Genomic DNA, 17,932 nt, shown 5'->3' with positions numbered 1-17,932 from the left:
CCGGGCTGACAGTCTTATACTCTCTGTTCAAGGTTAACTGACCAGAAGTTTCGCGGTGCGGGTGGCATTGTGACTCACCGGCGCCTGAACCCTTATTTTTCACGTACCAGTAGTTGTAGCGAATGAATACTGAAGCCACTCACGACCAACATGAAGCACTCTCCACTGGCGTTCGTCTTCGCAACGCCCGTGAACAACTCGGACTCAGCCAGCAAGCCGTTGCGGAACGCTTGTGCCTGAAGGTTTCCACGGTTCGCGATATTGAAGAAGATAAGGCGCCTGCCGATCTGGCTTCAACGTTCTTGCGCGGTTATATCCGCTCTTACGCAAAACTGGTGCATATCCCCGAAAACGAATTACTGCCAATGATGGAGAAGCAGGCGCCGGTCCGTGCAGCAAAAGTTGCGCCGATGCAGACCTTCTCTCTGGGAAAACGTCGTAAAAAACGTGACGGCTGGCTGATGAGCTTTACCTGGCTTGTGCTGTTTGTGGTGATCGGTCTGACCGGTGCATGGTGGTGGCAAAACCACAAGGCGCAGCAGGAAGAGATCACCACCATGGCCGATCAATCGTCTGCTGAACTCAACCAGGCCGGAAATGATAACGCCCAGAGCGTGCCGCTGAATACCGACGGTGCGGCGTCCTCCAGCGAACCACAGACCGCAGCGCCAGACGCGTCTGCAACCGGTGCGGCACAGGCTCCTGCAGCAACAGCTGACACCGCTGCGCCGCAGGCTCAGGATCAAAACGCGGTTGTTGCCCCTTCTCAGGCAAATGTTGATACGGCGGCGAACGCGCCTGCGGCTACTCAGCCTGCAGATAATACCGCAGCGTCTTTGCCAACCAGCCCGGCGGGTACGGCGACAGCAGCCGATCCTAACGCACTGGTGATGAACTTCAGCGCCGACTGCTGGCTGGAAGTTACTGACGCGACAGGTAAAAAACTGTTCAGCGGCCTGCAGCGTAAAGATGGCACGTTAAATCTAATCGGCCAGGCTCCTTATAAACTTAAAATCGGCGCTCCGGCAGCGGTACAGATCCAGTATCAAGGAAAACCTGTCGACCTGAGCCGCTTTATCAGAACTAACCAGGTTGCACGTCTTACCGTTAATGCCGAACAATCAGCAGCACAGTAACAGACGGGCAACGCGGGAGATTTTTCATGCATAACCAGGCTCCGATTCAACGTAGAAAATCGAAACGGATTTACGTTGGGAATGTGCCAATCGGCGATGGGGCACCTATCGCCGTTCAGTCGATGACCAACACGCGCACCACCGATGTGGAAGCGACGGTCAACCAAATCAAAGCATTAGAGCGTGTAGGTGCGGACATTGTTCGCGTCTCCGTCCCGACCATGGATGCCGCAGAGGCGTTCAAACTGATCAAACAGCAGGTCAGCGTTCCGCTGGTGGCTGATATCCACTTCGACTACCGCATCGCACTGAAAGTGGCCGAATACGGCGTCGATTGCCTGCGTATTAATCCGGGCAACATCGGTAACGAAGAGCGTATCCGCATGGTCGTGGACTGCGCCCGCGATAAAAATATCCCTATCCGTATTGGCGTTAACGCCGGTTCCCTGGAAAAAGACCTGCAGGAAAAATACGGCGAGCCTACGCCACAGGCGCTGCTCGAATCCGCGATGCGTCACGTCGATCATCTTGATCGTCTTAACTTCGAACAGTTCAAAGTCAGCGTAAAAGCGTCCGACGTGTTCCTGGCGGTAGAGTCTTATCGCCTGCTGGCAAAGCAGATCGACCAGCCTCTGCACCTCGGGATCACCGAAGCGGGCGGCCTGCGCAGCGGCTCGGTAAAATCCGCGATCGGTCTTGGGCTGCTGCTCTCTGAAGGGATCGGTGACACCCTGCGCGTCTCGCTGGCGGCCGATCCGGTCGAAGAGATCAAGGTCGGTTTCGATATCCTGAAGTCGCTGCGTATTCGCGCGCGTGGGATCAACTTCATTGCCTGCCCAACCTGCTCACGTCAGGAGTTTGATGTGATCGGGACGGTGAATGCCCTGGAGCAACGCCTGGAAGACATTATCACCCCGATGGACGTCTCCATCATCGGCTGCGTGGTGAACGGTCCGGGTGAAGCGCTGGTGTCAACCCTGGGCGTGACCGGCGGTAACAAGAAAAGTGGTCTCTATGAAGATGGCGTTCGTAAAGATCGTCTGGATAATAGCGACATGATCGACCAGCTTGAAGCCCGCATCCGCGCCAAAGCCGCCATGATGGACGAGACACAGCGTATCAGCATCCAGCAGGTTGAAAAATAACGTGATGGGAAGCGTGCCGCTTCCCATGTATGATTGAACCCATTCTTTGGGTTTTTTTTGTATATAGAAAGAGAATAAACGTGGCAAAAAACATTCAAGCCATCCGCGGCATGAACGATTATCTGCCTGGCGAAACCGCCATCTGGCAGCGCATTGAAGGCACGCTGAAGCAGGTGCTCGGCAGCTACGGTTACAGCGAAATCCGTTTGCCGATTGTAGAGCAGACCCCGTTATTCAAACGCGCGATCGGTGAAGTCACCGACGTGGTTGAAAAAGAGATGTACACCTTTGAGGACCGCAACGGCGACAGCCTGACCCTGCGTCCGGAAGGTACGGCGGGCTGCGTACGCGCCGGCATCGAACATGGTCTTCTGTACAATCAGGAGCAGCGCCTGTGGTATATCGGCCCGATGTTCCGCCACGAACGTCCTCAGAAAGGTCGTTATCGCCAGTTCAATCAGCTGGGTGTGGAAGTCTTTGGTCTGCAGGGCCCGGACATCGACGCCGAACTGATTATGCTGACCGCCCGCTGGTGGCGCGCCCTCGGTATCGCCGATCACGTTTCCCTTGAGCTGAACTCTATTGGTTCTCTGGAAGCGCGCGCTAACTACCGCGATGCGCTGGTGGCGTTCCTGGAACAGCATAAAGAGAAGCTGGACGAAGACTGCAAACGTCGTATGTACAGCAACCCGCTGCGCGTTCTGGATTCCAAAAACGCCGATGTTCAGGCTTTGCTGAACGATGCGCCTGCGCTGGGTGACTATCTGGATGAAGAATCTCGCGAACACTTCGCGGGCCTGTGCAAGCTCCTTGAAGCGGCAGGCATCGCCTATACCGTAAACCAGCGCCTGGTGCGCGGTCTGGACTACTACAACCGTACCGTGTTTGAGTGGGTGACCACGAGCCTCGGCTCTCAGGGCACCGTGTGCGCGGGCGGTCGTTATGACGGTCTGGTAGAGCAACTTGGCGGTCGCGCAGCACCTGCTGTTGGCTTCGCGATGGGTCTTGAGCGACTTGTTTTGCTGGTTCAGGCAGTTAATCCGGAATTTAAAGCAGATTCCGTTGTCGATATATACCTGGTGGCCTCAGGCGCGGAAACGCAGTCTGCGGCGATGCAGCTTGCCGAACGCGTGCGCGATGCGCTGCCGGGCGTTAAGCTGATGACCAACCATGGCGGCGGCAACTTTAAAAAACAGTTTGCTCGTGCCGATAAGTGGGGCGCAAGTATTGCACTGGTGCTGGGCGAGTCCGAAGTGGCTAACGGCGAAGTGGTGGTGAAGGACCTGCGCTCTGGTGAGCAGACAACGGTAACGCAGGACGGCGTTGCGGCGCACTTGCGCACTCTATTGGGCTAAGGAGAAGGACTGCGTGGAAATTTACGAGAACGAACACGATCAGGTCGACGCGATTAAGCGCTTCTTTGTTGAAAACGGCAAAGCGCTGGTTGTTGGGGTTGTTTTAGGTATCGGTGCGCTGGTGGGCTGGCGTTACTGGAACAATCATCAGGCAGATTCCGCGCGCGGCGCGTCTCTGTCCTATGAAAATACCGTGAGCGCAATTCGTGCCGATCAGCCTCAAACGCTGACGGCGGCAGAAAAGTTTGCGGCTGACAACAAAAACACCTACGGTGCACTGGCTGCGCTGGAAGTGGCTCAGCAGTACGTTGATAAGAATGAACTGGATAAAGCCGCTGCACAGCTGTCTCAGGGCCTTGCTGCCGCCAGTGATGAAAACCTGAAAGCGGTGATCAATCTGCGCCTGGCACGTATTCAGGTTCAGCAGAAGAAAGCTGACGATGCGCTGAAAACGCTCGATACCATCAAAGGCGAAGGCTTTGCTGCCATCGTTGCCGATCTGCGCGGTGAAGCACTGCTGAGCAAAGGTGACAAAGCGGGCGCGCGTAAAGCGTGGCAAGCTGGCGTAGAGAGCAATGCTTCACCTGCGCTGAGCGAAATGATGCAGATGAAAATAAATAATTTGTCCGTCTGAGAGGGACCCGATGCAATTGCGTAAATTACTTCTGCCAGGACTGCTTTCTGTTACGTTATTGAGTGGTTGTTCACTGTTCAGTGGCGAAGAAGACGTTGTGAAAATGTCCCCACTGCCGACGGTTGAAAACCAGTTTACCCCATCCACCGCGTGGGATGTCTCCGTGGGCAATGGGATTGGTGATTTCTATTCCAACCTTCATCCTGCGTATGCAGACAGCGTTGTCTATGCCGCTGACCGCAAAGGTACCGTGAAAGCGGTGAACGCCGATGACGGGAAGGAAGTATGGTCCGTTAACCTGGCGGAAAAAGACGGCTGGTTCTCCCGTAAACCTGCACTGCTCTCTGGCGGTCTGACCGTTGCTGGTGGCCACGTCTACGTGGGCAGCGAAAAGGCGCAGGTGTATGCGCTGAACAGCAGCGACGGCTCCATTGCCTGGCAAACAACCGTGGCGGGTGAATCCCTGTCTCGTCCGGTGGTGAGCGACGGCCTGGTGCTGATTCATACCAGCAACGGCCAGCTGCAGGCGCTGAACGAAGCGGACGGTCTGGTGAAATGGACCGTTAACCTGGATATGCCTGCGCTCTCTCTGCGCGGCGAATCTGCCCCGGCTACCGCATTTGGTGCTGCCATTGTGGGCGGTGATAACGGTCGCGTGAGCGCAGTGCTGATGCAGCAGGGCCAGATGATCTGGCAGCAGCGTATCTCTCAGGCCACTGGCTCAACGGAAATTGACCGTCTGAGCGACGTGGATACAACGCCTGTTATCGTTAACGGTGTGGTTTACGCGCTGGCCTATAACGGCAACCTGACCGCGCTGGATCTGCGCAGCGGCCAGATCATGTGGAAACGTGAGCTGGGCTCGGTGAACGATTTCATCGTTGAGGGTAACCGTATCTATATGGTAGACCAGAACGACCGTCTGCTGGCCCTGAGCACCGAAGGCGGCGTAACGCTGTGGACGCAAAGCGACCTGCTGCACCGTCTCCTGACCGCACCGGCGCTGTACAACGGTAGCCTGGTTGTCGGCGACAGCGAAGGGTATATGCACTGGATCGATCCGGATAACGGCCGCTTTGTTGCGCAGCAAAAAGTCGACAGCTCCGGTTTCCTGACCGACCCGGTTGTGGCCGACGGCAAACTGCTGATTCAGGCAAAAGACGGCACGCTGTACGCGATCACGCGTTAATTACCCGGCGGTTGTAGTATACTAAACGGCTCCTGTTCACTCAGGAGCCGTTTTGACATTTTTAAAAACGCCGCGAAAGCGACGTTATTTTGAATTTTATGAGGCTTCAAACATGGTACCTGTGGTCGCGCTTGTCGGGCGCCCTAACGTTGGAAAATCCACTCTTTTTAACCGTTTAACACGCACCCGTGATGCGCTGGTTGCGGATTTCCCGGGGCTGACGCGTGACCGTAAGTACGGTCGTGCAGAGGTGGAAGGACGCGAGTTCATCTGTATTGATACCGGCGGTATTGACGGCACGGAAGACGGCGTGGAAACCCGCATGGCGGAACAGTCGCTGCTGGCGATTGAAGAAGCGGACGTGGTGCTGTTCATGGTGGATGCACGCGCTGGCCTGATGCCGGCGGACTCCGCTATTGCCAAACACCTGCGTTCACGCGAAAAGCCGACCTTCCTGGTGGCGAACAAAACTGACGGTATCGATGCCGATCAGGCCATCGCGGATTTCTGGTCTCTGGGCCTGGGTGAAATCTATCCTATCGCGGCATCGCATGGCCGTGGCGTTACCAGCCTGCTGGAAACCGTTCTGCTGCCGTGGGTTGACGAAGTGAACCCGCCGGAAGAGGTGGACGAAGACGCTGAATACTGGGCGCAGTTTGAAGACGCAGAAGAGGGCGAAGAAGAAGAGCCTGAAGACGACTTCAACCCGCAGGATCTGCCGATCAAGCTGGCTATCGTCGGTCGTCCAAACGTAGGTAAGTCTACGCTTACTAACCGTATTCTGGGCGAAGAGCGCGTGGTCGTTTATGACATGCCGGGGACCACCCGCGACAGCATCTACATCCCGATGCAGCGCGATGAGCGTGAATATGTTCTCATCGACACCGCCGGGGTGCGTAAGCGCGGGAAAATCACCGATGTGGTGGAGAAATTCTCCGTTATCAAAACCCTGCAGGCGATCGAAGATGCTAACGTAGTGCTGCTCGTCATCGACGCACGCGAAGGGATCTCCGATCAGGACCTCTCTCTGCTCGGCTTTATCCTCAATAGTGGGCGCTCACTGGTTATCGTGGTCAACAAATGGGATGGCCTGAGCAACGAAGTGCGCGAGCAGGTGAAAGAGACCCTCGACTTCCGTCTGGGCTTTATCGACTTTGCCCGCGTGCACTTTATCTCTGCGCTGCACGGCAGCGGTGTGGGTAACCTGTTCGAATCCGTGCGTGAAGCTTACGACAGCTCCACCCGTCGTCAGAGCACCGCCATGCTGACCCGTATCATGAACATGGCTGCGGAAGACCATCAGCCGCCGCTGGTGCGCGGTCGTCGCGTGAAGCTGAAATACGCCCACGCCGGTGGTTATAACCCGCCAATCGTGGTGATCCACGGCAACCAGGTGAAAGACCTGCCGGACTCCTACAAGCGCTACCTGATGAACTACTTCCGTAAATCGCTGGACGTGATGGGCACGCCTATCCGTATCCAGTTTAAGGAAGGGGAAAACCCGTTCGCCAACAAGCGCAACACCCTGACGCCAAACCAGATGCGTAAGCGTAAGCGCCTGATCAAACACATTAAGAAAAGCAAATAAGCTTTGCTGCTCTCACGAAAGCCCGCGAATATCGCGGGCTTTTTTTTACCCAATCATACCGCCGGTTTTCTCTGTGTGAAGTCAATCACTATTCACTTTTAACCATGTTTAAATCTAAGAAAGTAGACAATCGTCGAATTTTCATCTTAAAGTCCAGGGTCCGGTACTAGACAAAACTAGCGCCTGGTTATCAAATGGTTAACTAACTTTTCGCCGCATGTAAAAAATCGGCCAGATACGTAACTGGCCGGCGTACCTGCTGGTGTTTACAAGCACGACGACATACCTTTCGGGAGAATTATGCAATCCACTGTTAATCAAAAAGAGAGCCGAACGTTCTTCGGCCACCCGTATCCGCTCGGTTCGTTGTTCTTCACCGAGATGTGGGAGCGTTTCTCGTTTTACGGCATTCGTCCGTTACTGATCCTGTTTATGGCCGCCACAGTCTATGACGGCGGGATGGGCCTGGCGCGAGAAAACGCCTCGGCGATTGTCGGTATCTTTGCCGGTACCATGTACCTGGCCGCGCTGCCGGGCGGCTGGCTGGCGGATAACTGGCTCGGCCAGCAGAGAGCCGTCTGGTACGGTTCGATTCTGATTGCGCTTGGTCACCTGTCGATTGCGCTCTCGGCGGTGATGGGGAACAACCTGTTCTTTATCGGCCTGATGTTCATCGTGCTCGGCTCCGGGCTGTTTAAGACCTGTATCTCGGTAATGGTCGGTACCCTGTATAAAAAAGGCGACGCGCGTCGTGACGGCGGTTTCTCGCTGTTCTATATGGGTATCAACATGGGCTCGTTCATCGCGCCGCTGATTTCCGGCTGGCTGATTAAAACCCACGGCTGGCACTGGGGCTTTGGTATTGGCGGTATCGGGATGCTGGTAGCGCTGATTATCTTCCGCGTGTTTGCCGTTCCGGCCATGAAACGCTATGACGGCGAAGTTGGCCTCGACTCCACCTGGAACAGCCCGGTGGTGAAGCGTAACGGCGTGGGCGTTTGGCTGCTGGCGCTGGCGGCAGGCGTGGCAACGCTCGTGACGCTGATTGCGCAGGGCGTGATTGTGATTAACCCGGTCGCGGTAGCCAGCGTGCTGGTCTACGTGATTGCGGCGTCCGTTGCCCTCTACTTTATTTATCTGTTTGTTTTTGCAGGCTTGAACCGTAAAGAGCGCGCCAGGCTGCTGGTCTGCTTTATTCTGCTGATCTCCGCGGCGTTCTTCTGGTCCGCGTTTGAACAGAAGCCAACCTCGTTCAACCTGTTTGCCAACGACTACACTAACCGCATGATCGGCGATTTCGAAGTCCCGGCGGTGTGGTTCCAGTCAATCAACGCCCTGTTCATCATCCTGCTGGCACCGGTGTTCAGCTGGGCGTGGCCGAAGCTGGCGAGCATGAACATTCGTCCGAGCAGCATCACCAAGTTTGTTATCGGTATTCTGTGTGCCGCAGCGGGCTTTGGCCTGATGATGCTGGCGGCACAGAACGTGCTGAGCAGCGGTGGGGCGGGCGTATCGCCGTTCTGGCTGGTGGGCAGCATCCTGATGCTGACGCTCGGCGAATTGTGTCTGAGCCCGATTGGCCTGGCGACCATGACGCTGCTTGCGCCCGAAAGAATGCGCGGCCAGATGATGGGGCTGTGGTTCTGTGCGAGCGCGCTGGGTAACCTGGCGGCGGGCCTGATTGGCGGCCATGTGAAGGCCGACCAGCTGGATATGCTGCCGGATCTCTTTGCGCGTTGCTCCATCGCGCTGCTGATTTGTGCAGCGGTACTGATCGTCCTCATTGTTCCGGTACGCCGCATGCTGGAAAATGCGCAGACTAAACCGGCGGCTGAAGCCTGATAAAATTCACCCTGGCGGGGCAGTTATCTTGCCCCGATAAAACCCAACAGGAGAGAATATGACGATTACCTGCCCGGATTGCCGGGCACCGCTTGAGCCCCTGAATGGGGTGGCACACTGCGAGAGCTGTAATAAGGATATTGCGCTTGAAGCCCGCTGCCCGGAGTGCCATCAGCCACTCCAGGTCTTAAAAGCCTGCGGGGCGGTGGATTATTTCTGCCAGAACGGCCATGGTCTTATCTCCAAAAAACTCGTGGAGTTCGTTCGGGCCGAAGGTTAATCGCACACGCAGCCTTCGCCTTTCTTCCACAGCTCGACCAGCGACTCGGGCGCTTCCTGCTCCGGTACCAGCACGATGATATCGGCGTAGTGCGCCTGATTTTGCCCGGTCCAGATTATCTGGATGCGGAAATAGCGCTGGTCGCCGCTGCCGGGTGACGAGGCCTGTCCCGGCGGCTGACCGCGCGGAAAGGCCTGCTCCAGGATGCTTACCAGACGCTGGCGCTGGGCCTCATTGAGCGAGGAGAGCGCGATGGTGCGCTGGCCGCTCAGCTTGGGAATATAGGCGACGCCGCCTTCCCGGGCCAGCTCAACCACGGCGTCATCCGTCAGTTCCGGAACCTGCATTTACAACACTCCCACCTGTTCCCAGGCTTGTTTAATGACCGCCCCAACGTCGCCGCCGGAACGTTTCTCTCCGTGCGCGATCGTCAGTTTTGCGAAAGCCTCAAAATCCGCATCCTGCGCCAGATTGCGATCGCAAACCGTGTCGTACCAGGCATAACCCGCTTTTTTCCAGGCGTAGCCGCCGATCGCCGTCGCGGCCAGATAAAATGCCCGGTTGGGGATGCCGGAGTTCAAGTGCACGCCGCCGTTATCCTCACGCGTTTTGATGAAATCTTTCATGTGTGCAGGCTGCGGGTCTTTGCCGAGCAGCGGATCGTTGTAGGCGGTGCCCGGTTCAGACATCGAGCGCAGCCCTTTGCCGTTGATGCCTTTTGCCAGTAATCCCTCACCAATCAGCCAGTCCGCTTTATCGGCGGTTTGCTTCAGATGGTACTGCTTCACCAGTGATCCAAACACGTCCGACAGCGACTCGTTCAGCGCGCCGGACTGCTCAAAGTAGATAAGCCCGGCTTCGGTCTCGGTCACGCCGTGGCTCAGCTCGTGCGCCACGACGTCTATGGCGATGGTAAAGCGGTTAAATATTTCCCCGTCACCGTCGCCGAATACCATCTGCTGTCCGTTCCAGAAGGCGTTCTGATATTCCCGGCCATAGTGAACGGTACCGGTTAAAATAAGCCCTTTATTATCGAGCGAATCGCGCTGATATTCCTTCCAGAAGAAATCATGGGTAATACCTAAATACTCGTAGGCCTCATCCACCGCTATATCGCCGTTCGACGGCTGGCCTTCGTAACGCACCTGCGTACCTGGTAGTTCCTGAGTCTGCTTTGCGTCGTAAATATCACGCTCAAGCTGCCCGGCTTTATTCACGTGCGGCGCAGCGGGTTTGCCGGGCATATGTGCCATCAGCGTCTGGACATGGGTTAAGGTCTGGCGGGCACAGCGCTGCTGCGGTTCGGAACCGCTTTCGATAATACGACGAAGAATATACGGCGGAATAACGCTATTAAGATGGGTCATGCTGCTCTCCTTATTAAAAAAGGGAATAGCAGCAGTATAGTAAGTAACCGGCGAAGAATTATCCGGTTTTACGCTGACGCGTTTTTTTCACCGGTTTAATTGATTTCACTTCGCTTTCTACCCAGCCGTCTGACAGGCGCGTCGTCAGCACATCGCCGGTACTCACCTGTTTGGTTTGCTTCAGCACTTTGCCGTCCGTCGCCGTCGTCACGCTATAGCCGCGCGCCAGCGTGGAGAGGGGGCTAACCGCTTCAAGGTGGGTCACCGCATTGCCAAAGCGTTCGCGGGTGGTGCTCAGTCGCGCACGGATAGTTTCCGCCAGACGATACTCCAGCTGCTGAATTCGCGTTTGCGCGCGATAAATTTTCGGCTGCGGGTTCTGCTGGTTCAGGCGCTGGATCGCGCGCTGCTGGCGCGATATTGCGCGCTTAAGCTGCGCGTCCACCGCAACGTTCATGCGCTGACGCAGACGTTCCAGAACGGTCTGCTGACGCGCCAGACGCAGCTGTGGGTGCTGCTGCTGTAGACGGTGGTGAAGCTGGGTAAAGCGCCGGGTCCGGTTGGCGAGGTAGTAGTCCATCGCCATCTCAAGACGCTGCTGGCCGTTCTGAATCTGACGCAGCAGCTCCAGCTGGTTGCGGCTGACCACTTCCGCCGCCGCGGACGGCGTCGGCGCGCGGAGATCCGCGACAAAATCGGCGATCGTTACGTCCGTTTCGTGGCCGACGGCGCTCACCACGGGGATAAGGCTTGCAAAGATTGCCCGCGCCACGCGCTCGTCGTTAAAGCTCCACAAGTCTTCCAGCGAGCCGCCGCCGCGTCCGACGATTAAGACGTCGCACTCCTGACGCGCGTTCGCCAGCTCAATGGCGCGCACAATCTGGCCCGGCGCATCGTCACCCTGCACGGCGGTCGGGTAGATGATGACGGGCAGGGAAGGGTCGCGACGCTTCAGCACGTGCAAAATATCGTGCAGTGCCGCACCGGTTTTCGAGGTGATGACCCCAACGCAGTGGGCGGGGGAGGGCAGCGTCTTTTTGTACTGCTGGTCGAACAGCCCCTCGGCAGAGAGCCGGGCTTTTAACTGTTCATACTTCTGCTGCAGCAGGCCTTCGCCCGCGGGTTGCATGCTCTCGACGATAATCTGATAGTCGCCGCGCGGCTCATACAGGGTGATATTGGCGCGAACCAGAACCTGCTGGCCGTGCTGAGGGCGGAACATCACGCGGCGGTTGCTGTTGCGGAACATCGCGCAGCGCACCTGGGCGGTGTCGTCTTTTAAGGTAAAGTACCAGTGACCGGAGGACGGCTGCGTGAAGTTAGAGATCTCACCGCTGATCCAGACCTGCCCCATTTCCTGCTCAAGCAGCAAACGCACCGTCTGATTCAGGCGGCTGACGGTATAAATTGAGGGGGATTGAGAGGATAACATGTGAGCGGGATCAAATTCTAAATCAGCAAGTTATTCAGTCGATAGTAACCTGCTGAGAGGCAATCGCAAGCTTTTTTATAAAAAAGTGTAGATGCAATCGGTTACGCTCTGTATAATGCCACGGCAATATTTAACCACCCAGGTCAGAGATATTGCCCATGCTACGTATCGCTAAAGAAGCACTGACGTTTGACGACGTCCTCCTCGTTCCCGCTCACTCCACCGTTCTGCCGAATACTGCCGACCTCAGCACGCAGTTGACGAAAACCATTCGCCTGAACATTCCTATGCTCTCTGCGGCAATGGACACCGTGACTGAAGCGCGCCTGGCTATTGCCCTGGCACAGGAAGGCGGCATTGGCTTTATCCACAAAAACATGTCCATCGAACGTCAGGCAGAAGAAGTTCGCCGCGTGAAGAAGCATGAATCCGGCATCGTGTCTGACCCACAGACCGTTCTGCCAACCACCACGCTGCACGAAGTGAAAGCCCTGACCGAGCGTAACGGCTTTGCCGGTTACCCGGTGGTGACCGAAGAGAACGAACTGGTTGGTATTATTACCGGTCGTGACGTGCGTTTCGTGACTGACCTGAACCAGCCTGTTAGCGTGTACATGACGCCAAAAGAGCGTCTGGTTACCGTTCGCGAAGGTGAAACCCGCGACGTGGTGCTGGCAAAAATGCACGAAAAACGCGTTGAAAAAGCGCTGGTTGTTGACAGCAACTTCCACCTGCGCGGCATGATCACCGTTAAAGATTTCCAGAAAGCAGAACGTAAGCCTAACGCCTGTAAAGACGAGCATGGCCGTCTGCGCGTCGGCGCTGCGGTTGGCGCAGGTGCCGGTAACGAAGAGCGCGTTGACGCGCTGGTTGCAGCGGGCGTTGACGTCCTGCTGATTGACTCCTCTCACGGCCACTCCGAAGGCGTTCTGCAGCGTATCCGTGACACCCGTGCCAAATACCCTGACCTGCAGATCATCGGCGGTAACGTGGCGACGGGCGCAGGCGCTCGGGCGCTGGCTGACGCCGGCTGCAGCGCGGTGAAAGTGGGTATCGGCCCTGGCTCTATCTGTACTACCCGTATCGTGACCGGCGTGGGCGTTCCGCAGATCACCGCGGTCTCTGACGCGGTTGAAGCGCTGGAAGGCACCGGTATTCCGGTTATCGCTGACGGCGGTATCCGCTTCTCTGGCGACATCGCGAAAGCGATCGCAGCGGGCGCAGCTGCGGTGATGGTAGGCTCCATGCTGGCCGGTACTGAAGAATCCCCGGGTGAAATCGAACTCTACCAGGGCCGTTCTTACAAATCTTACCGCGGTATGGGTTCTCTGGGCGCGATGTCCAAAGGTTCCTCTGACCGTTACTTCCAGACCGATAACGCCGCAGACAAACTGGTGCCGGAAGGTATCGAAGGTCGCGTTGCCTATAAAGGCCGTCTGAAAGAGATCATTCACCAGCAGATGGGCGGCCTGCGCTCCTGTATGGGTCTGACCGGCTGTGGTACCATTGACCTGCTGCGTACTAAAGCGGAATTCGTGCGCATCAGCGGTGCGGGTATCCAGGAGAGCCACGTTCACGACGTGACGATCACCAAAGAGTCCCCGAACTACCGTCTGGGCTCCTGATTAATTTCCGCGCCCGGCTTCTGCCGGGCGCTCTGTTTTTGTTTCACTTGCCTCGGAATTAGCGTCAATGACGGAAAACATTCATAAACATCGCATTCTCATCCTGGACTTTGGTTCTCAGTACACTCAGCTGGTGGCGCGTCGCGTGCGTGAACTGGGCGTTTACTGTGAACTGTGGGCGTGGGATGTCACGGAAGCACAGATTCGCGAATTCAATCCAAGCGGCATCATCCTGTCCGGCGGCCCGGAAAGCACCACCGAAGAGAACAGCCCGCGCGCGCCGCAGTACGTATTCGAAGCTGGCGTGCCGGTATTCGGCGTTTGCTACGGTATGCAGACCATGGCAATGCAGCTGGGCGGCCACGTAGAAGGCTCCAGCGAGCGCGAGTTCGGCTATGCGCAGGTTGAAGTGGTTAACGACAGCGCGCTGGTGCGCGGTATCGAAGACTCCCTGACCGCAGACGGCAAACCGCTGCTGGACGTGTGGATGAGCCACGGCGACAAAGTTACCGCCATCCCGTCTGACTTCGTGACCGTTGCCAGCACCGAAAACTGCCCGTTTGCCATCATGGCGAACGAAGAAAAACGCTTCTACGGCGTGCAGTTCCACCCGGAAGTGACCCACACCCGTCAGGGTATGCGCATGCTGGAGCGCTTCGTGCGCGACATCTGCCAGTGTGAAGCCCTGTGGACCCCGGCAAAAATTATCGACGACGCCGTTGAGCGTATCCGCCAGCAGGTTGGCGATGACAAAGTGATCCTCGGCCTCTCCGGCGGCGTGGACTCCTCCGTGACCGCGATGCTGCTGCACCGCGCCATCGGCAAAAACCTGACCTGCGTCTTCGTGGACAACGGTCTGCTGCGTCTGAACGAAGCCCAGCAGGTTATGGACATGTTTGGTGACCACTTCGGTCTGAACATCGTTCACGTGGAAGGCGAGCAGCGCTTCCTGGACGCGCTGAAAGGCGAGAACGATCCGGAAGCCAAACGTAAAATCATCGGCCGCGTGTTCGTGGAAGTGTTCGACGAAGAAGCGCTCAAGCTGGAAGACGTGAAGTGGCTGGCGCAGGGTACCATCTACCCTGACGTGATCGAATCTGCGGCTTCCGCCACCGGTAAAGCGCACGTCATCAAATCTCACCACAACGTGGGCGGCCTGCCGAAAGAGATGAAGATGGGCCTGGTTGAACCGCTGCGCGAGCTGTTCAAAGACGAAGTGCGTAAGATCGGTCTGGAACTGGGTCTGCCGTACGACATGCTCTACCGTCACCCGTTCCCGGGCCCGGGTCTTGGCGTGCGCGTGCTGGGTGAAGTGAAGAAAGAGTACTGCGATCTGCTGCGTCGCGCGGACGCGATCTTCATCGAAGAGCTGCACAAAGCTGACCTGTACAACAAGGTCAGCCAGGCGTTCACCGTGTTCCTGCCGGTTCGCTCCGTCGGCGTCATGGGCGATGGCCGTAAGTACGACTGGGTTGTTTCCCTGCGTGCGGTGGAAACCATCGACTTCATGACCGCGCACTGGGCGCATCTGCCGTATGACTTCTTAGGCCGCGTGTCTAACCGCATCATCAATGAAGTGAACGGCATTTCCCGCGTGGTGTATGACATCAGCGGTAAGCCACCGGCTACGATTGAGTGGGAATAATCCCCCCTCTGATCTAACCCCAAAACCCTCTGCCTATGCAGGGGGTTTTTCTTTCCTCACTTCCCTTCACCCAACCGATACGCCAGCGCCACCACCAGCGACTGCACCAGGCACAGTGTCGCCGACTGAGACCGAAACGCGTCCACCTGCGCCTCTTTCACCACAAAGCAGAGATCGCTGAACGTCGCCAGCGGGCTTATCTGGCTGTCCGTAATCACAATCTGCCGCGCGCCAACGCTGGCGGCGGTTTCGCTGACCATCACCGTCTCTTCCGCGTACGGCGAGAAGCTGATCGACACCACGATGTCGCGCGCCTTAATGCGACTGATCTGCTCGCGCAGCATCCCGCCCATGCCGTCGAGCAGGATAGGGCGGCACTCCAGATGGCTCAGGGCATAGGTAAGATACGCGGCGACACTAAAGGAGCGGCGCAGCCCGGCGATGTAGATGGTGTCGGCGTCGGCCAGCAGCTGTACCGCGCGCTCCAGCATCTCCGGCTCGGCGCGGGCGGCCAGCTGCTGCAGCGCCTGCGCGTTCGAGCGGGCAAACTCCTGCAGGATATCGAGCGGCGTTTCCGGCACGGCCTCGCTCTCCATCTCGCGGAACAGCCGGGCGCGGTCGCTGTAGCTGGCGGTCTCCTCTACCAGGTTCATGCGAAACAGCTGTTTCATTTCGTTGAAGCCAGTGAAGTCAAAGGCGTTGGCAAAGCGGATCAGCGTCGAGGGCGGCACGTCGGCGCGCTCGGCAATGACGGCAACCGTATCAAACGCCACGCTGTTGGTGTTGTCCAGCACGTAGCGTGAGACCTGCTGCAGCCTCTTGCTCAGGCTATCGTAGCGATCGCGGATTTGCTGCTGCAGTTCGTTCAGGCTGGTTGCTGTCGTCATCTTATCCCCCAAATACAGTCATATGATTCTAAACGCAAAACCGCGTCTTTTAAATGTCGGCCATCCATCTGGCAGCAAAAATGAAACAGAAGCTTCAGTCATTTCCTCGCCCGAAATTCCTTAATAGCGCACGCGGCGTCAGTGGTGCTGGCTGTTAACATAAAAATCCATCCTTGATCACAATAATCATCATTTATTTTATTTCAACTTAAAATGGAATATTTGTTTCATATATAGTGTTCAGTACACAGCGTTCAGGTAACAGTCACGTATCAACAGCGAGAGGTTAAGGATGGAGACGGTAGCGAATTTTATTCACGGCGAATGTGTCACCGGTTCAGGCCAGCGCGTACAGGCGATCTTCAACCCGGCCACCGGCGAGCAGATCCGCCAGGTGGTGATGAGTACGGCACAGGAAACGGAGCAGGCGATTGCCGCCGCGCAGCAGGCGTTTCCGGCGTGGGCGCGTCATGCTCCGCTTAAGCGCGCGCGCGTGATGTTCCGCTTCAAAGCGCTGCTTGAAGAGAACATGGATCGCCTGGCCCGCCTCATCAGCGAAGAGCACGGCAAGGTCTTCTCCGACGCGGTGGGCGAACTGACCCGCGGCCTGGAAGTGGTGGAGTTTGCTTGCGGCATCCCGCATCTGCAAAAGGGAGAACACTCGGCGAACGTCGGTACCGGCGTCGACAGCCACTCGCTGATGCAGCCGCTCGGCGTCTGCGCCGGGATCACGCCGTTTAACTTCCCGGCGATGGTGCCGATGTGGATGTTCCCGATTGCGCTGGCGACCGGCAACACCTTCGTGCTGAAGCCGTCGGAAAAAGACCCTTCTCTGGCGCTTGCGCTGGCGCAGCTGCTGAAAGAAGCCGGCCTGCCGGACGGCGTCTTCAACGTGGTGCAGGGCGATAAAGAGTCCGTTGACGTGCTCCTGACCGACCCGCGCGTGCAGGCGGTGAGCTTTGTCGGCTCCACGCCGATTGCGGAATACATTTACCAGACCGCGTCCGCCCACGGTAAGCGCTGCCAGGCGCTGGGCGGTGCGAAAAACCACTGCATTTTAATGCCGGATGCCGACATGGAGATGGCGACCAACGCCATCATGGGCGCGGCCTACGGCGCGGCGGGCGAGCGCTGCATGGCGCTCTCGGTGGTGCTGGCGGTGGGCGATAACACCGCCGATGACCTCTGCGCCCGGCTGGAAAAACAGATTGCCGCGCTGCGCGTCGGGCCGGGGCTGGACCAGTCGCCGGAAAACGAAATGGGGCCACTCATCTCCTCCGCGCACCGCAGCAAGGTGCTGGGCTACATCGACAGCGGGGAAGCGCAGGGGGCGACGCTTCGCGTTGACGGACGCGGCTTTAGCGTGAAGGGGCACGAGCAGGGCTACTTCGTCGGGCCGACGCTGTTCGATAACGTCACTCCTGAGATGACCATCTATAAAGAAGAGATTTTTGGCCCGGTGCTTTCTGTGGTGCGCGTAGCAGATTACGCCAGCGCGGTGGACCTGATTAACCGCCATGAATATGGTAATGGCTCGGCAATCTTCACCCGCGACGGCGGCTGCGCGCGCCGCTTCTGCGAAGAGGTGCAGGCGGGTATGGTGGGGGTCAACGTGCCGATCCCGGTGCCGATGGCATTCCACAGCTTCGGCGGCTGGAAGCGTTCCATCTTCGGCGCGCTCAACGTCCACGGCAGCGACGGCGTGCGTTTCTACACCCGAATGAAAACCATCACCGCGCGCTGGCCGGAAATGCAGCAGGAGACAGGCGCTGCGTTCTCCATGCCGACGCTGGGCTGACAGGAGGCG

Annotated in this window: 15 protein-coding genes; 11 read left to right on the top strand and 4 right to left on the bottom strand. The window is 57.4% G+C overall.

Annotated elements, in window-relative coordinates; translation table 11 throughout:
• The first annotated feature begins 122 nt into the window (after nt 1-122).
• From rodZ to ELK40_RS16830, 8 genes are all read left to right on the top strand, one after another.
• Complete coding sequence (gene rodZ, locus ELK40_RS16865) at nt 123-1,136, top strand: cytoskeleton protein RodZ (protein WP_115875999.1); 1,014 nt, start codon at nt 123-125, stop codon at nt 1,134-1,136.
• A 26-nt stretch (nt 1,137-1,162) separates the two neighbouring features.
• Entirely contained in the window at nt 1,163-2,281 is a 1,119-nt protein-coding gene (ispG, locus tag ELK40_RS16860) for a flavodoxin-dependent (E)-4-hydroxy-3-methylbut-2-enyl-diphosphate synthase (RefSeq protein WP_111965152.1), read from the top strand.
• Nucleotides 2,282-2,361: 80 nt separating this feature from the next.
• Complete coding sequence (gene hisS, locus ELK40_RS16855; RefSeq protein WP_032622984.1) at nt 2,362-3,636, top strand: histidine--tRNA ligase; 1,275 nt, start codon at nt 2,362-2,364, stop codon at nt 3,634-3,636.
• Nucleotides 3,637-3,649: 13 nt separating this feature from the next.
• On the top strand, nt 3,650-4,270 hold the full coding sequence (locus ELK40_RS16850) for a YfgM family protein (RefSeq protein ID WP_115875997.1): 621 nt from the start codon (nt 3,650-3,652) through the stop codon (nt 4,268-4,270).
• A 10-nt stretch (nt 4,271-4,280) separates the two neighbouring features.
• Nucleotides 4,281-5,459, top strand: coding sequence for an outer membrane protein assembly factor BamB (gene bamB, locus ELK40_RS16845; RefSeq protein ID WP_008502135.1), 1,179 nt, complete (start codon nt 4,281-4,283; stop codon nt 5,457-5,459).
• A 112-nt stretch (nt 5,460-5,571) separates the two neighbouring features.
• Nucleotides 5,572-7,047 (top strand): ribosome biogenesis GTPase Der, encoded by a 1,476-nt coding sequence (der, locus tag ELK40_RS16840; RefSeq protein ID WP_127731952.1) that lies wholly within the window; start codon nt 5,572-5,574, stop codon nt 7,045-7,047.
• A 300-nt stretch (nt 7,048-7,347) separates the two neighbouring features.
• A complete protein-coding gene (locus tag ELK40_RS16835) occupies nt 7,348-8,889 on the top strand; it encodes a peptide MFS transporter (protein ID WP_127731950.1) in 1,542 nt (513 codons plus the stop codon).
• A gap of 58 nt (nt 8,890-8,947) precedes the next feature.
• Nucleotides 8,948-9,169, top strand: a complete 222-nt coding sequence (locus ELK40_RS16830; RefSeq protein WP_127731948.1) for a zinc ribbon domain-containing protein — start codon at nt 8,948-8,950, stop codon at nt 9,167-9,169.
• Here the strand turns inward: ELK40_RS16830 and ELK40_RS16825 are convergent.
• Genes ELK40_RS16825 through xseA form a run of 3 tightly spaced genes read right to left on the bottom strand, consistent with a single transcriptional unit; the run spans nt 9,166 to nt 11,968 of the window.
• Nucleotides 9,166-9,516: a protealysin inhibitor emfourin gene (locus tag ELK40_RS16825; RefSeq protein WP_021241848.1), complete on the bottom strand. Its 351-nt coding sequence runs from the start codon at nt 9,514-9,516 to the stop codon at nt 9,166-9,168. The genes ELK40_RS16830 and ELK40_RS16825 overlap by 4 nt on opposite strands.
• Complete coding sequence (locus ELK40_RS16820; RefSeq protein WP_127731946.1) at nt 9,517-10,536, bottom strand: M4 family metallopeptidase; 1,020 nt, start codon at nt 10,534-10,536, stop codon at nt 9,517-9,519. It lies immediately after the preceding gene.
• Between the two features lie 58 nt (nt 10,537-10,594).
• The gene (gene xseA / locus ELK40_RS16815; protein ID WP_127731944.1) at nt 10,595-11,968 is read right to left on the bottom strand and encodes an exodeoxyribonuclease VII large subunit; all 1,374 of its coding nucleotides are present in this window, start codon (nt 11,966-11,968) and stop codon (nt 10,595-10,597) included.
• A 158-nt stretch (nt 11,969-12,126) separates the two neighbouring features.
• Here xseA and guaB point away from each other — a divergent pair, with 158 nt between their 5' ends.
• Nucleotides 12,127-13,593 (top strand): IMP dehydrogenase, encoded by a 1,467-nt coding sequence (gene guaB, locus ELK40_RS16810; protein WP_008502128.1) that lies wholly within the window; start codon nt 12,127-12,129, stop codon nt 13,591-13,593.
• Between the two features lie 67 nt (nt 13,594-13,660).
• Nucleotides 13,661-15,238 (top strand): glutamine-hydrolyzing GMP synthase, encoded by a 1,578-nt coding sequence (gene guaA, locus ELK40_RS16805; protein ID WP_127731942.1) that lies wholly within the window; start codon nt 13,661-13,663, stop codon nt 15,236-15,238.
• A gap of 56 nt (nt 15,239-15,294) precedes the next feature.
• Here the strand turns inward: guaA and ELK40_RS16800 are convergent, their stop codons facing one another.
• Nucleotides 15,295-16,125, bottom strand: coding sequence for a MurR/RpiR family transcriptional regulator (locus ELK40_RS16800; RefSeq protein WP_008502123.1), 831 nt, complete (start codon nt 16,123-16,125; stop codon nt 15,295-15,297).
• Between the two features lie 292 nt (nt 16,126-16,417).
• Between ELK40_RS16800 and ELK40_RS16795 the strand changes: the two genes are divergently transcribed.
• Nucleotides 16,418-17,923: a CoA-acylating methylmalonate-semialdehyde dehydrogenase gene (locus ELK40_RS16795; protein ID WP_127731940.1), complete on the top strand. Its 1,506-nt coding sequence runs from the start codon at nt 16,418-16,420 to the stop codon at nt 17,921-17,923.
• Nucleotides 17,924-17,932: the final 9 nt, after the last annotated feature.

Origin of the sequence: Enterobacter sp. N18-03635, assembly GCF_004006055.1 — a bacterium.
Classification (GTDB): Bacteria; Pseudomonadota; Gammaproteobacteria; order Enterobacterales; family Enterobacteriaceae; genus Enterobacter; species Enterobacter vonholyi.
This window is presented reverse-complemented; position numbering and strand designations above follow the sequence as displayed.

Coding starts and splice junctions, on each gene's coding strand:
- guaA (WP_127731942.1), top strand. CDS start 13,661: ATGACGGAAAACATTCATAAACATCGCATTCTCATCCTGGACTTTGGT.
- ELK40_RS16835 (WP_127731950.1), top strand. CDS start 7,348: ATGCAATCCACTGTTAATCAAAAAGAGAGCCGAACGTTCTTCGGCCAC.
- rodZ (WP_115875999.1), top strand. CDS start 123: ATGAATACTGAAGCCACTCACGACCAACATGAAGCACTCTCCACTGGC.
- ispG (WP_111965152.1), top strand. CDS start 1,163: ATGCATAACCAGGCTCCGATTCAACGTAGAAAATCGAAACGGATTTAC.
- bamB (WP_008502135.1), top strand. CDS start 4,281: ATGCAATTGCGTAAATTACTTCTGCCAGGACTGCTTTCTGTTACGTTA.
- xseA (WP_127731944.1), bottom strand. CDS start 11,968: ATGTTATCCTCTCAATCCCCCTCAATTTATACCGTCAGCCGCCTGAAT.
- ELK40_RS16825 (WP_021241848.1), bottom strand. CDS start 9,516: ATGCAGGTTCCGGAACTGACGGATGACGCCGTGGTTGAGCTGGCCCGG.
- guaB (WP_008502128.1), top strand. CDS start 12,127: ATGCTACGTATCGCTAAAGAAGCACTGACGTTTGACGACGTCCTCCTC.
- ELK40_RS16800 (WP_008502123.1), bottom strand. CDS start 16,125: ATGACGACAGCAACCAGCCTGAACGAACTGCAGCAGCAAATCCGCGAT.
- ELK40_RS16795 (WP_127731940.1), top strand. CDS start 16,418: ATGGAGACGGTAGCGAATTTTATTCACGGCGAATGTGTCACCGGTTCA.
- ELK40_RS16830 (WP_127731948.1), top strand. CDS start 8,948: ATGACGATTACCTGCCCGGATTGCCGGGCACCGCTTGAGCCCCTGAAT.
- ELK40_RS16820 (WP_127731946.1), bottom strand. CDS start 10,536: ATGACCCATCTTAATAGCGTTATTCCGCCGTATATTCTTCGTCGTATT.
- der (WP_127731952.1), top strand. CDS start 5,572: ATGGTACCTGTGGTCGCGCTTGTCGGGCGCCCTAACGTTGGAAAATCC.